Genomic DNA, 16,236 nt, shown 5'->3' on the forward strand with positions numbered 1-16,236 from the left:
CCTGGCCGACGCCCACCCCGTCGTCACTGATTGAAAGCGTCTGCATACCCTCTGCCCGCTCCAGGTCGATCCAAATGTGGCGGCAGTGGCTATATTTCAGCGTGTTGTTGACTGCTTCCTGTGCCGCACGGTAGAGGTTGATCTGCATCAGCGGATCCTGGCAGTCCACATCTAGCGCGATCCACAGCACGCAATCCACGCAATTGAGCGTGCGAGCCGTCTTTGCCAACTCCGGCGTCGTCTTCGGTGATGCTGCGGAGCCGACCATTCAACTCTCCGACTTGCCTCGGCCATGAGGAGACATTCGACATGGTGGTTAGGAACGTCGACAATCTCCGGTTCCCACGATTTATCGCCGTCAAGTTGCAAGGTATCCCAACAATGAAGCTACTCAGTTTGTCTGATCCTCTGGTCGGGGCGACGCCCACTGTGGAATGCGGGGAGCGGCTTGTCTCGCTGGTTGGTCTGCATTCCAAAGTGATGATCGACGACTCACCGGCGAACATCACCTGCCTCGGATATACACCGACATTCGCTGTACGAGAAACAGTCTCTCGTCGATTGGTCGATGCAGCGACAACGCTGGCCGGAGACTTTTCCATCCTCGTAAAAGAGTCACTGCGTCCGGCCTCGCTGCAGAAATTTTATTTCGAACGGCGTTTAGACCGCATTTGGTCGGAAAATCCCGATCTAAGCGAACAAGAGGCCATGGAGCGAACTGCACGTTTTATCGCCCCTCCTTGGGTCGCCGGACATCCGAGCGGCGGGGCAATCGACGTGACGCTATGCGACCGAAGAGGACTGGAGGTCGATCTGGGGTGCGGCTATGACGAAGACGAAGCCGCTTCCAAAGGCGCTTGTTTTTCACATTTCAATGATCTTTCATCTGATGCTCTCGACAACCGCTCGCGGCTTTTCGCGGTGTTGGAGAGCGCTGGCTTCGTGAATTACCCGTTTGAGTGGTGGCATTGGTCATACGGCGACAAGTACTGGGCAACTGTGACACAACATCCCCACGCGTTGTACGGCCCCGTCGAAGGTCCTATAACGATCTGAAAGGAAGTTGTCCATTGACCTTCGCTGACTGGTCAGGCGCATCCCGGCCACTTTCGGCCGTTCGACGGCACCCTGCGGATTGCTGACAATCGCGACAAGGCTTCAGTGAGTGCCATCGTTCGGATCGGGGATCGCCCAGCACCTTTGTCCCCGATCTTCTGCGTAGGGTAACGCATGAGGGTAAATCTATACGCACAGACTCTCAAGTTCGGTGCGCCAACGCCGAAATACTCTTAGAGCACTTGTGTTAGGCCGGTCTGAACATGAGCCGCCGCTACGTAGTGGATAAACTACACAAGGGATTACTAATTGTATTACGAACAAATGCGTCCGTTTGCTGCGATCTGCAGATGAACTTGGGGACGAGGTCTGATTTTCTCCCGAAACTGTGTGCAGAGTTTGCCCGCGCCTCGTGCGATCGCTTGCAATGGGAAAAGTCCTTCAACTTCAAGGAACGGCAACATGACATTCAGCGACATGAAACTCGGCACCAAACTGATCAGCGCCTTTGTACTCGTATGCTCAATCGGCGCGGTCGTCAGCGGGATCGGCATCCGTAATATGTCCCAGATTAACGACGAGGGTGACAAGGTCTACCACCTTGACCTCGTGGGGCTATCCTTGACCCAGAACGCGAATATCGATCTGCTGGAGGCTGGCCGCTCAATGAGCAACGCCATTCTGGCCTCCAGCGCTGAGCAGCGGGCCGGCTTCCTGGACCGAAGCGAGAAAAACCTCGCGCGGGCGCGGGATACGCTCGACAATGCCAGGCCGCTGTACCGGAGCGAGAAAGGTAAAGCGGTCTTCGCCGAGCTCGATCAGAGCTGGCGTGACTACGCTCAGGCCTTCAAGGAGATGGGAACGAAAGCGAGCACTGCTCCGTTGCAGGATCGCAGTGAGCTCACCGAAAACTTGTTCGGCAATTTCCGGCAGAAGGTCAACAAGGTTGACGAACTGATGAGCACCCTGGTGAGCAGGAAGCAGGAAGACGCGAAGGAAGCGGCCGAATCCAACCAGAATCTGTATGTGGAAAGTCGCAATCTCATGATCGCCCTGGTGATCTTTTCTGCCTTGACCGGAATCGGAATCGGCGCTTGGCTGACGCGCAGCCTGACGCGGCAGTTGGGAACAGAGCCGGCAACAGCCGCAGACCTGGCGAAAAGTGTCGCGGCAGGCGATCTCAGCGTAAGCAATAACCTGCGGCCCGGCGACACAGGTAGCCTGATGGCATCGCTGAAGAACATGCGCGACAGTCTGTTGCTAGTTGTGTCGAACGTACGCGAGAACGCCGACGGTGTTGCTACGGCGAGCGCGCAAATCGCTCAGGGCAATCTGGACCTGTCGAGTCGCACCGAGGAGCAGGCGAGCGCTCTGGAAGAAACCGCCGCTTCGATGGAACAGCTCACAGCTACCGTCAAACAAAACGCAGAAAATGCCAAGCTGGCTAATGAACTGTCGCAGAGCGCGAGTACGATCGCCGTCAAAGGTGGAGCGGTTGTCGATGAGGTCGTCGAAACGATGACCGGTATCAACGACAGCTCGAAGAAGATTGCCGAGATTATCAGCGTGATCGACGGTATCGCCTTCCAGACTAATATTCTGGCGCTGAACGCTGCCGTGGAAGCGGCGCGTGCGGGTGACCAGGGTCGTGGCTTCGCTGTAGTTGCCGGGGAAGTGCGCAACCTGGCACAGCGCAGCGCAGCCGCGGCCAAGGAAATCAAGACGCTGATCTCAACCAGCGTCGAACGCGTAACACAGGGTACTGCCCTGGTTAATCAAGCTGGCACGACAATGACCGAGATCGTCAGTGCGATCAAATGCGTGACCGACATCATGGGTGAGATCAGTGTGGCCAGCAACGAGCAGAGCGTCGGCATGGGGCAAGTGGGTGAGGCTGTGAGCCAGATGGACCAGGTTACGCAGCAGAACGCTGCGTTGGTAGAAGAGAGTGCTGCGGCTGCAGAAAGCCTGAAGTCCCAAGCCCAGCAATTGGTGCAAGCCGTGGCAGTGTTCAAACTGTCGGACGGCGCCGCCTCTGCCATTAGTAGCCTGACAGCACCGGCGAGAATGGCTGCCAAAGTACTTCGCGATACGAACCGAGCCGGAAGGCTGGGTGCCCCGGCAATCCAAGGTCAGTACTGAAAGGATTCAGTGTAGTGGTCAGGGATTGGCAAGGCGGCTGAACGGCCGCTGTGGGAAATTCGAGCGTCTGGATCGGGTCGCGTGCTGCTGATCGCAACTTGTCGAGGTTCAAGCTGCTCATGCCCATTGCATGAGGCAGCACTCGGCCAATTTGAGACGTTCGACTTCGAAATGGAGATCGGCGACAATCAACGACTCGGCAGGGAAAACTGCTTCTCATCTACCAAAGAGTGAACCCTTGGAGAGCCTCCGGTCGCAATGCGCGGGCGGCACCGCGTCTTTCTCCGTGCTACCTAAAGCAGGCAATTCGAGGCGGCTGGATAAGACAGGCCATAATTCGATTACTGCTAGTCTGGCCCAACGTAAGAGTCTATGAGCCGACGCCTACGGGATCTCGCATGTCCATTTTGAAATATGCAGTTTTAGCAGGTATTGTCTTTACCCCGACCTGTTTCGCTGAGACTTCGTTCAGCGCTGAAGAGTTGCATTTCAAGTCAATATTTGCGCAGAGGAGCGGCGAGAGGGCTCTTTATTGTCTCCTTGGAAATGGATTTTTCGTCTCTCCTCGCTCAGACGGCGTGGACCAAAAAATCGGTAAATGGCTCGTGGGTCACCCGGAGGCAAACGTAATAATCGTCGACACGCTGCCGACGGGAGGGAAGTTGGGCACGATCAACTATGTGTGGATTGTGAGCGGCGACGAGAATCTGAACGTTTCTCTGGTAAGGGACGGCGATTTTCCGGGTGGCGTGATGGCCGATCCCGTAGAGTACATAAGCGCGCTTAAAGCGGAATCTGGCGGTTCGTCTTCAATCAAGGCGACGCCGCAGCGACTCGTGACAGAAGAACAGTATCAGGCATTTCGCCAGCGGATCGTCGAAGCAGAGAAACTGGCAAGGAGTGAAAAGAAAGGGATCTGGTCGGATCGATCCAAGGCGCTTCGCGGCGACGAAAGTCCTCAGTGACGGAGGCCTTGGCGCAGGCAGACAGCGTCCGTCCGGGAGGCAGCGGGGGCCGCTATCGGCCGTTTGACATCGCCGCCCGGATTGTTGGTGATCTGCATCTACGAGCCTGACAAACCGGTTTGAGGTCACGGAACTGGACATCGAAGGGATACTCCGCACATGCTCATATTCACGAGGGCTGTAATTGCATCAGCGTCGCTGGCGTGCCTCGGAAGTTATAGCAGGGTTGTGGATGCACAAGCAACGTGCGAGCACTTTGAAAGGGCATTGTCCCAGTTGGACCGGCAGCACCCACACACCGATATTTCGAATTTGGGTTCGCGGGAACTGTGCTTTGATCACTGCACCGCAGAAGAGATTCGGGCTAGTCAGTTTTGGGAGAACGCTGCACCAGGTGCCGCCGATTCCATCCGAACCGAACTGGTTCAATATGCGGATACGACTGGGCGAGTGACTGACGTACAAATCAGCGGCAGACCTGGTGCCATTGTAAGAATCTCCCGTTACGTTGGCAGTGCTTTTTGCGTGCGGGATACCTATTTGGGCCGTACCGCGGAAGGCTATAGCTTAATAAGCAATTCAACCCTCGACAGCTTTTCTCAGGAAGCGGGTTACTGCGGCAACGCATTCATTTACTTTGGGAAATGGCGGGGCAGCACCTATGCTGTCCTCCGGGTCAAAGGTGAACGCTTTAGTCAGATAGCTGTTTATCGCATGACGCCCATGCTAGAAGCCAAGAAAGTTTGCGTTGTTAAAAAAGCGAAGAGGCAGGTGTCTGACGAATAGCCGCGACGGAAGTGTCCGTGGCAAGTTTGCGCGGGGCCACCGAATATCGGACGTCCGGATGTTCATTCGACAACGACCGCCTTTAGTATTGGCGAGGAGGCCCGAACGTCCGTTATCGAGAACGCTGAGGGGCCGTAGAGGGGCGACAAGCGATGTTCGCACCGAGGTCGCGCAGGTCACTGACGGGTGGTTGCCGGCGTTCCGGGTTCGGCCACGAGCCGTCATTCGTGTCGTGAGGCACAAAGCCGACCTCGGTTGCCTTGGAGGAGCGGCGAACGCTATCGCTGCGCTTGGACCGGTGAACCGGCTCCAGCGAATAAACATTGGCATCCGAGAGTCCTATACTGGGTTGGTCTGCCTGCTGTCTATCGCGCAGTTGTAGTATGCGTTCGCATAACTTTTCGAGCGGTATTGGTGCACCCGGTGCGGCAAGACTAACCGCGTTGTGCCGCCTCGGATCGAACGCCAGGGGCTGAGCCGTCTGCTTGCGAATGTTCTTTCGGCCAGGCGGGCGACGTGAAACCAGGTGGCCGGAGCTTCACCTCAATTGCCTGTTTGCACGAAGCCATGCTAACAATCGACGACATCCGGGCGATCCCACTGTTTTCAACACTCCCTGACGACGAACTGGAACATCTCGCGCACACGTGCGCGGACCTGCATCTGTGCGCGGGTGAGTTCGCGGTCCATGAAGGTGGAGAGCGCGCGCTGTACGCCGTTGTGTCCGGCAAGATGGAAGTCATCAAGACGTTCGACGGTATCGAGCGCACGCTGGGCTGGCGTTTGCCCGGAACCATCTTTGGCGAAGTGCCGCTCGCGCTGAGTTCGCCCTTTCCAGGCGCCTATCGGGCCGCGGAACCGTCGCGTGTCATGCGCGTGGACGCTCAGCGGTACTACGTACTTGCTGCGGCGTCGCCGGAAATCGCGGTCAAGATGGGCGCCCTTGCGCGCGAGCGGATTGGCGGATTGCAGGGCCTCTCCGCCGAGCCGCCCAAGGCCCGCGTGACCATGATTGGAAGTCGCTGGGACACCGCTTGTAACGCGTTGCGCCAGTTCCTCTCCCGCAACCAGATCAGCTACGACTGGATGACACCGGATGCGCCCGAAGTGGCGGCGCGCTGGCCTGGAACCTGTCCGCCAGAGCAGGATTGCCCGGTGTTGCGACTGGTACACGGGACGGTGCTGAGCCGACCTGCGACACGAGAGCTTGCGGAGTTGCTGGGTCTGCAGACACAGCCTCGCCTCGCCGAATACGACACGATGATCATTGGTGGTGGGCCGGCCGGTCTCGCCGCGGCAGTGTACGGTGCGTCGGAAGGCTTGCGTACCGTGGTGCTGGAGCGCGAAGCGCCAGGCGGCCAGGCCGGGACCTCCTCGCGGATTGAGAATTACCTCGGCTTCCCCAACGGCGTGTCGGGCGACGAACTGGCGAGCCGCGCACTGCAGCAGGCAAGGCGGCTCGGTGCGGAGATTCTGGTGACACGGTCTGTCGCTCGAATCGATGTCGCCGGGCGTAGCGTTCACCTCGACGGAGGCGACGTCGTCCGGGCGCGAACGATCATTCTCGCGACTGGCGTCACGTGGCGCCGCCTCGCGATCGACGGCTTCGACCGGTTTATCGGTAAGGGCATTTACTACGGCGCGTCACGCAGCGAAGCGAACGCTACTCACGGCCTCGACGTCTATCTGATCGGTGGTGGAAACTCGGCCGGCCAGGCAGCGCTGTACTTTGCCAATCATGCGCGCATGGTTACGCTTGTTCTGCGAGGTGATTCGCTGGAGAAGAGCATGTCTCGCTACCTGGTCGAGCAGCTTCGTGGGAAGTCAAACGTAGGGGTGCAACTGCGATCGGAAGTAGTCGGTGCGCGCGGCGATACCCATCTGACAGCGATCGACGTACGCGATGGGTTGAGCGCAGAGGTGCGCCAACACGACTGTGGTGCATTGTTCGTGTTCATTGGCGCTGATGCGGAGACTGCGTGGTTGCCGGAGGAAATCGCACGCGATGTGCGCGGATATGTTCTCACCGGCGACGACGTCGTCAAGGCGGGACGCTGGTCCCATAGCCGGGATCCTTACCTCCTCGAATCGAGTGTTCCTGGCGTGTTTGCCTGTGGGGATGTGAGATTGAGCCCGGTGAAGCGCGTCGCTTCAGCGGTCGGCGAAGGCAGCATGGCGATCGCGTTTGCCCACAAATATTTGCAGCACGACGCCGGATAGAATTGGGTGCGACAAGGCGTATGCGTGTTTGCCGTAGCGGATTTCGACTGATTTTGAACGTCCGCTTCGTCAGGGAGAGCGCGGCCAGAAGGAGCAGTTGAACTGACGCGTCAAAATCGACAACAATCGCGCCTCCGAAGACTCGCCCAGGCGCGCCCGCACTCGCGTCTCACCTGCCATACGCCGGGGGCGACTTAAATCCACTGGTCGTTCTCGACCGTACGCTTGTCCGTCGGGCCGTCGCCCGTGTTCACCACTCCTCGCGGCTCGATCAGCAGCAGCTTCACCTCTGCGTTTGCACAGGGCTTGTGCTCGACGCCCTTCGGTACCACCGCCATCTGACCAGCACTCAGCACGATCGAACCGTCGCCCGAAGGCCCGGCGCGAAATTCGATACGCAACTCGCCTTCGAGCACAATGAACGTTTCGTCAGTATCGGCATGCCGGTGCCACTGGAACTCGCCTTCGACTTTCACGACCTTGAATTGATAGTCGTTCATTTCAGCGACGACGCGCGGTTGCCAGTAACCGTCGATCTGCGCGATCTTGGCCGTCAGGTCGATGGTCTGGCACTGGCCGCGCTCGGCCGGCACGGCGCTGTGGTTCGAGGATTGGGACATCGTTCTCTCCGTTCAAGGGTCAATGCGTCGAGGATAAGCATGCTCCGTGGGGCAGTATTGAACGATCGTGGGTGTTTTCAGGTGCGCGGGACGCTGCCCGCGATCTGGAGCCAGTGCCCCGGCGTCAGCCCGAATGTCTTCGAGAATTGCCGCGTCATGTGGCTCTGATCAGCGAAACCCGCGGCCGCAGCGGCGTGAGAGAGGGAGGTGCCGGCGAGCAGCATGCGGCGCACCGCATCGAGGCGCCGCATCGTCAGATAACGGTATGGGCTCGTGCCATAGAAGGTGCGAAAGTCGTGCGACAGGCTCCAGCGGTCGCGGCCCGTCGCCGCTTCGAGTTCTTCAAGCGTGACGACGCGCGCGCAGTTCACGTGCAGATAGTCGCGTGCGCGCCGCGCCGCAAGGAAGTCGCCTTTCGAGCGGCGTGCGGGCGTGCCGGCAACGGCGGCAAGCGCGTGCGCCAGTTCGGCGAGCGCATCGCTCTGTTCGAGCGGCTCGAGCGTATAGCCGACGTGCTGCAGCAACGTCGCGGTTGCCGCTGCAAGGCGCGGATCGGTCGTCACCCCGCCTTCGAGGAACGGCAGCGCGCGTCCGCCGAGCACGTCCTGAAAGAGCGCGGGCTCAACGTAGATCATCCGGTATTGGAACCCTTCCTCGGTGCCCGCCTGGCCGTCGTGTGCCTCGTCGGGATGCAATACGATCGTGTTGCCGGGCAGGCTGTTTCGCTGGTCACGCCGGTAGCTGAAACTCTGGACGCCGGCGAGCGTGCGGCCGATCGCATAGGTGTCGTGGCGGTGCATGGCATACGCCTTGCCGTGAAACCACGCTTCGATGCGCTCGACGCCTTCTATCGGCTCGGCACGTCTCACCCAGTCGGGGCATAAGAGCGGTGTTTGTCGGTTCATGATGTAAGGCCCTGGATGGCCTCAGGTGTCGCGCTGCGGCACGGACGGCTGGGCGCGGCACGGTACAGCCGCTGCCCGAATTGAATTGTCGCACAAGACAGTCCACGCGCAACGTCGCGCTACGGTCGTCGTGCCGGCTTGAAACGCGACCCTCCCGCAGGGGAGCGCGCGGTTCCGAATGGCAGCTTCGGCGAAGTTCCAACGGAGGTTCGGGGTCGACTTCTATGAGCGGTAAGTTGTCAAGTGCTGGTCAGCCAACGCAATCCAGTCGTTTTAAGCGGATGGTCAAGTGGCATCGCGGCGATAACGCTTAATTATCACGGCAATCGGTTTGGAGCTAGCAGGGTGGCGGTACAAGGATGCGGCTGGAATGGCCGAACTTAGGCGAGACCTTAGTGCTTGTCTGCAAGGCATCCCGACGGAAGAGGGCGGGGCTGCTTTTCGGCCATTGCGGACATTGAGATGCGCTGGGTTCTACGTCAGCAATGTGGTCGATTGCTGACAGGCGTCGTCGAGGAGACGGACGGCAGCTTTCTGCATTAGCGAAGTCACACTCTTGTTAAGGGTTATTCGATGCCAGCCCTCATTCACCGGATCGTGAGTCTGCCGCGGCGCATGTGGGCAGACGTCGAATAAGCCTTAACAAAAATACTCGTCCATTGACGTCGGCAGCAGAGGTTCGCCACGGCCATCGACAAATGCCAGCGCAGGCTGCTAAAGGGCGTGCTCACCATCGATGGATGGGATGATTTTTATTCTGCATGGACGCCCTGTGAGCAGGTATCGCCCTGATGGGGAATCGGAGTCACTGCAGTGCCATCGCATGTGGCCGGCACGCGCATGCTGCTTCCATCATGGAAACGGGACGCCTATTACGGCCCGTTGCATACGTGAGTCAGCGCGCCCGGCGGCACATGCGAGTGAGTGGCCTACTCCCATCCCTGATATCCGGCTGGCTGCGCCGGATTGCCGTAACCGGCGGGGTACGGCCGCCGCAGTTCAGGCGGCGTGTACATCTTGTTATATGCCGGATAGGTAGGCGGGCGGCCCACTATGATGACCTGCTGCGCCGCCGCTTGAGTGGGCGGCCGAGGTACATAGGCGGACTGCACGGCAGCCGGTTGGTACCGAGCGGGCGGATACGGAGCTGGCGCGTACTGGTTAGCCTGAACGGTTCGAGGCGACGGGGGCGGCGGCGCGTACTCCCGCCCGGCGTACCCACCTGACTCCTGGGACTCTGTTGACATCCGGTTATAGGCCGGCGCCGCCGCGTATTGCTGGGGCTGCTGATTCTGATATTGCCGAGGTTGCCGGTTGTGCGCTGCTTGCGTCGGCGGAGCCGCTTGAGTTCCTTGCTCCACGGCGTATTGCGGTTCCTCATCGGCCTGCCGATATTGCGGCACCGCCCGCTGAGCGTTCTGGAAATCGCGCCTCTGCGTCAGCTGCGCGTCGTCATCATTGTCCGATTTTCCTTCCGGCAATGCCGTCACGGCTTGCGTCGGAATCAGTATCGGAGGCTCGGACTCGGTGGCAAACAGCTTCGGCGACGTAGTCCGCGTAGAAACCTGCTTCAGAGGCACAGGTTGCATTTCACCCCGCTTAGACGGCGTAACCCGCACTGTAGCCTGCCTGAACGACGCGACCGGTGCAGAGACCCGCCTCGGCGGCACAGACGCGACTTGCGCGGGACCGTGCTTCAGCGGCACAGGCCCGGCCTGCGCGATGACCTGCCTGGACGGCATGGCTCGCGCAGCAGCATTCCGCTTCGGCGATGTGACCGGCGCGGATACTTGCTTCAGCGACGCGGCCTGCGCTACGACCCGCCTTGGGGGTGCAACCCGCTCGGCAACCGGCTTCGGCGATGCGGGCATGGCCGGCGCAGCAAGCTTCTTTTGCCGATGCTTCACCTCGTCGCCCAAGGTCGTATAGGATTTCGAGTCTTCCCTGGCGCGCGCGTTATAGCCGATGAAATACGCATAGCGCAGGTCTGCCAGGCGCGCCTGAATGTCGGCTTCGGCGGAGACGCGTTTTTCGCCGGGATCGAGAGATGCGTCGACGGTCGAGTCTTCGAAGGCCGAGGCTTCAGCATCAGCGGCACGGGCGGATTCAGGATGCAGCGCACCCACAGAAGACATAAGCGCAGCGGCTACCGCGACGAGCACTTTTTTTTCCATACTTTCACCTCGGAATTCCGTGCGACAGACCGCGTGGGATTCTCCAATCTCCGGACCGGACTTCCAGTCCCGCTTCCGGGATATCGGCTCTTTTTAACAGGTCCTTAAGGGCTCAGGATAGTGTTTCCGGGTATAACCTAGGCGAAAGACTATATGCCGAACAACCATAGCAATACCGACGTTGTCGGTCCGGAAATTCTTGCCTGCTCCGGCGGCCATAGCACGCCTCAGTTCGCGCCGCCGTCGGTGGAAAAGTTCGGCCTCGAGAACGCCCGCAAGGCGTTCGCCAAAGCATCGAAAATCTCCCACCCCGTGACAACGCGCGCAGCGGTCAACCGGTTCATGCTCGAAACCGACGAGCATGTCATCGTCGACAGCGGCCGCTTTCCGGCAGGCATCCTCTTCACGTTGGTCGGAACGCAGTTCCTAACGACGCATGGATTGCCCGGGGCGGCAGCCCGTGCGACAATTCGTTCTCGAATACCGCGAAAAACGGCCGTCTGATTGTTTTGCTCTTGAGCTTCGCTATCGGATAGCCGCGTACACGTCACCCAAGCTTCTTCGAGCAAGGTTGGCCAGCGTTTCCCCCGACATATGTCGGACTTTCTATGAACTCGCGCGCGCCCGCGCGCATGTTCGTAGTTACCGGAACGCGCCATGAAAAGCCACCTCGACTCCTTGTATCCTTCGATTCATCCCCGCATCGCCATCATCGGCGCCGGACTTGGCGGATTGACGCTGGCACGTGTCCTGCACGTCAACGGCATCCCCGCGACAATCTACGAAGCCGAAGCATCGCCCGATGCGCGAGCGCAGGGCGGCTTGCTGGACATCCACGAATACAACGGCCAGATTGGGCTGAAGGCCGCTGGTCTGCACGAGGAGTTCCTCGGCCTCGCACTCCCAGGCGAAGATGCCAAGCGTGTCGTCAACAGGCACGGCGACGTCCTGCTCGACAAGCCCGGCTCGGGTAGTACAACCAAGCCTGAGGTCGACCGGGGCGCGCTGCGTCGTCTCTTGATCGAGTCCCTGCCTGCAGACGCCATCCGGTGGGGCTGCAAGCTCGCACAGGCGAACCGCCTCGCCGACGGGCAGCACCACCTGGTATTTGCCGACGGCTCGACGACGACAGATCTGCTGGTTGGGGCCGACGGAGCCTGGTCAAGAGTTCGTCCGCTTGTTTCTACTGCAAAGCCAGCGTACATCGGCACGACCTTCGTGGAGATCAGTCTCTTTGACGGCGATATCCGACACGCAGCCAGCGCGAAGGCAATCGGCAGCTGCACGCTGATGGCGGTCGAGCCGGGCAAAGGCATTCTGGCGCACCGTTACGCGAACGGCACACTGCACACCTACGTCGCGTTGAACAGGTCTGAAGCGTGGATCGGCGCCATCGACTTCAGTCAGCCCGCGGCCGCATTGAAACACCTCGCAAATGAGTTCGAGGGTTGGGCCACCCAACTCCGGGCATTGATCACCGATAGCGACACTACGCCCGTCGTGAGGCCCATTCATGCCCTGCCGGTCGACCACCGTTGGGAACGCGTTCCCGGCGTTACTCTCGTGGGCGATGCTGCTCATCTGATGTCGCCGTTCGCGGGCGAGGGAGCCAATCTCGCTATTTTTGATGGCGCCGAACTCGGCCAAGCGCTGCGCGACCATCCTGGCGACATAGAGTCTGCGCTGGCAACGTATGAACGGGCGCTCTTTCCTCGCAGCGCCACCTTCGCTGATCAGACGGCTCAGAATCATCGGCGCTTCTTCGGCAACGGCGCTCCTCAAAGCGTGGTGGAGATGTTCTCTGCACGCTAGCCGCATGCCGGGCGGCTGGTCCGGCATAAAGGAGTTGTGCAACTCATCCTTGGTTGAATTCGCTTCTTTGGTGGATCGGGCCAATATCTGCACTTCAGCGAAACCCGTGACGACTCGGCAGTAACACCAGTCGGCAATGGGACTGAACGTCCGGTTTCCGGCGGTCAACCCCGCCCCCGCGGAAGACCGCACTGGGTCGAACTGAGCCGACCGCTTCAGACAGAAACGGGCCAACAGGAGACGTTCGACACGGGCGGCGGAATCGCTGACAATCTCGAATCACACGTCCTTCAATTTGCCGAACGCAGCAACCATGACAGAAGACACTAACGATATCTCGGTGCTCGTCTGTGAGTTTTGGACGCTCATGGGTTCAAACGACTTTGCATCCGTGCAGGCGGTGTTAGGTGAGCAATTTATCCTTGAATGGCCTCAGTCGAACGAACGCATCCGTGGTGCCGCGCGGTTCGCACAGATGAACTCGGAGTACCCTGCGCAGGGTCCGTGGCGCTTCGCAGTGAACAGAGTCGTGGCCAACACGGTTAGTAAAGCAGTATCCGATGTGACGGTTACCGATGGATCTATGACCGCGCGAGCCGTATCGTTTTTCTCAGTCGAAGCCGGCAAAATCACTCGCATCGTTGAATATTGGCCGGAGTCATATGCGGCCCCCGCCAATCGTGCGCATCTTGTCGAGCGCATCGAGTAGGTGACCGCGTATAGCCGGCGTTGTGCCGGTTAGACCACCGCCGCGAACCGGCCAACTACGGCCCTCCATCGCCACTGGAAACATTGTTGGCAATCGAGATCTTCCTTACGTATCGAGATACTTCTGACCGTTGGAGCGGGGAATTGTCGACTGCGACCGGCTGCTATCTCAGTTTTCGAAGGAGCGAAACGATCGATACAACGCATACCGGTAAAAGTATAAACAGCTCGGGGAGGGTAATTAACAACGCAAATCCGCCGCCCAAGTCGGCTCGCTCGGGGAGATGCCTTGGCTCGGTGAGGCTGTGATACATGAGCAAGTTAAAGGTCATGTCCCAAATGACGAAGGCGAGCACGATTCCGGCACCGACGGCCAAAATGTCCAGCGAAGCTCTTTCGACCGCGCCGATCTTATTTTCGTCTTTCCGGTCCATCGCGAACCTCGGATGATGAATTAAAAGCTTGTGCATTGTTCCATAGACGGGACACTGCGAGCGTGCTCCTGCAAACGATTCGGGATATGTCCTGGTTAGTCCGGGCCGCAATTGCAGGGGGCATTAGCCGGCCACCAACCGGTCGGTCGGCGCGCTAGTTTGAATCGTCAACACTAGATTTGCCGCCGCGGAAATGTGGAGACTCTTGGGCTTTGCGACGCGTGCGATCAGTAAAACAAAAGCCGCAAGATCAACGCATTGATCGCAACCCCCGCACCGACGAAGCAGAAGCCATCTATTGCGGCGATTTCGGCGCGCGGTGTGGTGCGGATCATTGCCCTGATCGCAGCGACGACGACGCCGGTACAGGCCCCAAGCATGCAGATCCAGTAACCAGCCCAGCCCATCATTAAATTGCCCCACACATGTGCGAACAGAGCGAATGTTCCATAGGCAAGGGCTACGCCGCCAAGCAACCCAAGCGGTGGTTTGAACAAAAGCGCGACGCATAATGCGAAAACCTGGGGCATCCACCATACCGCGGGATTGCCCCAAAAATACGTGTCATGCGGGGTGCAATGCACGTCAATAAACAGCATGTATATCAGCGCAGCCCCCAGGAAAACAATACTCGACACACGGTTCATAGCTTTTACGCCCTGGCAGGTGACTTTTATAAGGTTGTGGCTCGCGTGGCATCCATATAAACGAGCTGTCTCTGCTCAACGGCCGCTTTCCGAAAATATGAAGGGCGGTTCAGGGTTGGCTGCGGAAGTACGGTGCTGGTCGACGGCCGGCGTCAAGCGGCGTTGGTTATTCGTCTCTGTGCGGCCAGTTTGGGACGTTCGACAACGCCGACTAGATTGCCGACACTGCGCGAGCAGTGCCCCTGCGATCACGTCTGTTGAATAGTGTGCGCCGATATATATTCGTGGCGCGCAAATGAAAAGTGCCGTGTACGCCAATAGTTATTTCATTCTCTTAATGACCATACGAGCCGCAGATAATATCAGCCATATTGCTGGGCATGCAGTTATGACCGAAAAATACACATTAAGATCGGTCATGCGATCGAATATTTCTGGATCACTAGCTCGAATCACTGTATTGTGGGTCGTGTTAATGTAGCTTTGCTTTAAATAGACATGCCGAAAATATAAACTCATTCCAGAAACCACGATGAGAAGCAACGCAATCTTTATTCGTGTCGCAATATTATTCATATGAGATTTATATCTCAGAAGCCTATTATGGATCGAGCCTATTAAAGCGGATCAATCTTACGAGTTGAATGATAAACGTTATAGCGCTAAGCATTGCAATCGTCGGCAAAGCTTTTAACGCCACTGTCGAAGAGCGATTAAAGAGATATAAGACGACAAAAGTAGTTAATGCAAGTAAGCTACTTATGCCAAAACCAACGAACCTTATCCTTGCTTTCAATGTTATCAGTTAACCTATTTTCGGAGATACATATCACCGCTGAAACAGCACGCTGTGAAAGCCGGGACCTGGAAATGAACGGCAGTACCTGACGCTTGAGCAACAATTTCGATACTCTGAGCCGGCTAGAAACCTCACCTCCAAACGCCGCTGTTAGCGGGACGACAGTGGCTAACCGCGCCGTTTGTAGAACTCTTTGCTCTGAGGCGTGAGAAGAAACAAGATGACACCGGCACTCAGGGCAAACCCAAAATATCCAACAGGGGGGATGTTCTGATTCATCGCAACCCCCCATAAAAATCTGGCAACGCCGATACATGTGCAGATCAAAACGTATTTGTAAGCCCAGCGGGACCTCGTAGCCAAGCGATAATTTACGAAAATCTGAAATAGAAGTACAAGCCCGACAAAGAACTCGAGAACGTTACGGACGCTGTCCGTATGAACGGATCGGAAAAGAGCGAGGCAAACAACGCCGCCAAGTATGAATTGAAGCCATACGGCAACTAAGACGATCTTGATTTGCGGCGGCATTTCCGGACGGGACGCTGTATACATTGCCAGATATTGAAGTAAGTGGTTCTTGCAATAACGGCGTAGCAACAACTTTCTTTAATCTTAACTTAAGCGAAGAATAGCAACCCGAAGAATTTCAGGAGGCCCGCGCGATGCCACGCCTTGAGAAAGGCCGATGTCTTTGCCTGACGCACATGTCGCATTTTTGAACGATAGATCTTCTAGGCTCACTGAATTGCCTTGATCGTACTGGTGCTACCGTCACACCATCGGAATGACTCGGTTCCCCCCGCGTCTGCGACGATGATCGCGATTTAATTCTTATGGCACTCAAAATATTTTTTGAGCTTGCTGAGCTTCTCGTCAAAGCGTTCGGTTATTTCGATTAAGTCGAGACGATAACGCGCCGGCTAGCAACAACTTTGAACCTTCCGACCGAAGCCACGCGGCGAAGT

The 16,236-nt window shown here is 58.0% G+C and carries 14 protein-coding genes; 8 read left to right on the top strand and 6 right to left on the bottom strand.

Annotated elements, in window-relative coordinates:
- Positions 1 to 268: sensor histidine kinase (locus AWB69_RS37540; RefSeq protein ID WP_331712710.1), on the bottom strand; the 268-nt coding region annotated here is incomplete at its 3' end.
- Positions 269 to 309: 41 nt separating this feature from the next.
- On the opposite strand from AWB69_RS37540, the gene AWB69_RS37545 reads away from it, so the two are divergent.
- From AWB69_RS37545 to AWB69_RS37565, 5 genes are all read left to right on the top strand, one after another.
- Positions 310 to 1,056, top strand: coding sequence for a M15 family metallopeptidase (locus AWB69_RS37545; protein WP_062091844.1), 747 nt, complete (start codon positions 310 to 312; stop codon positions 1,054 to 1,056).
- Positions 1,057 to 1,518: 462 nt separating this feature from the next.
- On the top strand, positions 1,519 to 3,198 hold the full coding sequence (locus AWB69_RS50490) for a methyl-accepting chemotaxis protein (RefSeq protein ID WP_062091845.1): 1,680 nt from the start codon (positions 1,519 to 1,521) through the stop codon (positions 3,196 to 3,198).
- Positions 3,199 to 3,596: 398 nt separating this feature from the next.
- Complete coding sequence (locus AWB69_RS37555; protein ID WP_062091846.1) at positions 3,597 to 4,163, top strand: hypothetical protein; 567 nt, start codon at positions 3,597 to 3,599, stop codon at positions 4,161 to 4,163.
- A 267-nt stretch (positions 4,164 to 4,430) separates the two neighbouring features.
- A complete protein-coding gene (locus AWB69_RS37560; RefSeq protein WP_156529111.1) occupies positions 4,431 to 4,949 on the top strand; it encodes a hypothetical protein in 519 nt (172 codons plus the stop codon).
- A gap of 567 nt (positions 4,950 to 5,516) precedes the next feature.
- Positions 5,517 to 7,169, top strand: a complete 1,653-nt coding sequence (locus tag AWB69_RS37565) for an FAD-dependent oxidoreductase (RefSeq protein WP_062091848.1) — start codon at positions 5,517 to 5,519, stop codon at positions 7,167 to 7,169.
- Positions 7,170 to 7,363: 194 nt separating this feature from the next.
- Here AWB69_RS37565 and AWB69_RS37570 read toward each other — a convergent pair whose 3' ends face one another.
- The 3 genes from AWB69_RS37570 to AWB69_RS37580 form a co-directional block, all read right to left on the bottom strand.
- Positions 7,364 to 7,789 carry a cupin domain-containing protein gene (locus tag AWB69_RS37570; RefSeq protein ID WP_062091849.1) on the bottom strand — a complete coding sequence of 142 codons (426 nt, stop codon included), beginning with the start codon at positions 7,787 to 7,789 and terminating at the stop codon, positions 7,364 to 7,366.
- Between the two features lie 77 nt (positions 7,790 to 7,866).
- On the bottom strand, positions 7,867 to 8,694 hold the full coding sequence (locus AWB69_RS37575; protein WP_062091850.1) for an AraC family transcriptional regulator: 828 nt from the start codon (positions 8,692 to 8,694) through the stop codon (positions 7,867 to 7,869).
- A 929-nt stretch (positions 8,695 to 9,623) separates the two neighbouring features.
- On the bottom strand, positions 9,624 to 10,868 hold the full coding sequence (locus AWB69_RS37580) for a hypothetical protein (RefSeq protein ID WP_062091851.1): 1,245 nt from the start codon (positions 10,866 to 10,868) through the stop codon (positions 9,624 to 9,626).
- Positions 10,869 to 11,021: 153 nt separating this feature from the next.
- Between AWB69_RS37580 and AWB69_RS37585 the strand changes: the two genes are divergently transcribed.
- The 3 genes from AWB69_RS37585 (at position 11,022) to AWB69_RS37595 (ending at position 13,389) form a co-directional block, all read left to right on the top strand.
- Positions 11,022 to 11,372: a hypothetical protein gene (locus AWB69_RS37585; RefSeq protein ID WP_062091852.1), complete on the top strand. Its 351-nt coding sequence runs from the start codon at positions 11,022 to 11,024 to the stop codon at positions 11,370 to 11,372.
- Between the two features lie 153 nt (positions 11,373 to 11,525).
- Positions 11,526 to 12,680: an FAD-dependent oxidoreductase gene (locus AWB69_RS37590; RefSeq protein ID WP_062091853.1), complete on the top strand. Its 1,155-nt coding sequence runs from the start codon at positions 11,526 to 11,528 to the stop codon at positions 12,678 to 12,680.
- A 313-nt stretch (positions 12,681 to 12,993) separates the two neighbouring features.
- Positions 12,994 to 13,389, top strand: coding sequence for a nuclear transport factor 2 family protein (locus AWB69_RS37595; protein ID WP_062091854.1), 396 nt, complete (start codon positions 12,994 to 12,996; stop codon positions 13,387 to 13,389).
- 163 nt (positions 13,390 to 13,552) lie between these two features.
- On the opposite strand, the gene AWB69_RS37600 is transcribed toward AWB69_RS37595, so the two are convergent.
- Positions 13,553 to 13,822, bottom strand: a complete 270-nt coding sequence (locus tag AWB69_RS37600; RefSeq protein ID WP_156529112.1) for a hypothetical protein — start codon at positions 13,820 to 13,822, stop codon at positions 13,553 to 13,555.
- A gap of 227 nt (positions 13,823 to 14,049) precedes the next feature.
- Positions 14,050 to 14,469 (bottom strand): hypothetical protein, encoded by a 420-nt coding sequence (locus tag AWB69_RS37605; RefSeq protein ID WP_062091856.1) that lies wholly within the window; start codon positions 14,467 to 14,469, stop codon positions 14,050 to 14,052.
- Positions 14,470 to 16,236: the final 1,767 nt, after the last annotated feature.

It is taken from the genome of Caballeronia udeis (genome assembly GCF_001544555.2).
Taxonomy (GTDB): Bacteria; Pseudomonadota; Gammaproteobacteria; order Burkholderiales; family Burkholderiaceae; genus Caballeronia; species Caballeronia udeis.

Bases quoted from the DNA above. Each gene is read 5' to 3' on its own strand.
- AWB69_RS37545 (WP_062091844.1), top strand. From the start codon at position 310: ATGGTGGTTAGGAACGTCGACAATCTCCGGTTCCCACGATTTATCGCC.
- AWB69_RS50490 (WP_062091845.1), top strand. From the start codon at position 1,519: ATGACATTCAGCGACATGAAACTCGGCACCAAACTGATCAGCGCCTTT.
- AWB69_RS37555 (WP_062091846.1), top strand. From the start codon at position 3,597: ATGTCCATTTTGAAATATGCAGTTTTAGCAGGTATTGTCTTTACCCCG.
- AWB69_RS37565 (WP_062091848.1), top strand. From the start codon at position 5,517: ATGCTAACAATCGACGACATCCGGGCGATCCCACTGTTTTCAACACTC.
- AWB69_RS37570 (WP_062091849.1), bottom strand. From the start codon at position 7,789: ATGTCCCAATCCTCGAACCACAGCGCCGTGCCGGCCGAGCGCGGCCAG.
- AWB69_RS37575 (WP_062091850.1), bottom strand. From the start codon at position 8,694: ATGAACCGACAAACACCGCTCTTATGCCCCGACTGGGTGAGACGTGCC.
- AWB69_RS37580 (WP_062091851.1), bottom strand. From the start codon at position 10,868: ATGGAAAAAAAAGTGCTCGTCGCGGTAGCCGCTGCGCTTATGTCTTCT.
- AWB69_RS37585 (WP_062091852.1), top strand. From the start codon at position 11,022: ATGCCGAACAACCATAGCAATACCGACGTTGTCGGTCCGGAAATTCTT.
- AWB69_RS37590 (WP_062091853.1), top strand. From the start codon at position 11,526: ATGAAAAGCCACCTCGACTCCTTGTATCCTTCGATTCATCCCCGCATC.
- AWB69_RS37595 (WP_062091854.1), top strand. From the start codon at position 12,994: ATGACAGAAGACACTAACGATATCTCGGTGCTCGTCTGTGAGTTTTGG.
- AWB69_RS37600 (WP_156529112.1), bottom strand. From the start codon at position 13,822: ATGGACCGGAAAGACGAAAATAAGATCGGCGCGGTCGAAAGAGCTTCG.
- AWB69_RS37605 (WP_062091856.1), bottom strand. From the start codon at position 14,469: ATGAACCGTGTGTCGAGTATTGTTTTCCTGGGGGCTGCGCTGATATAC.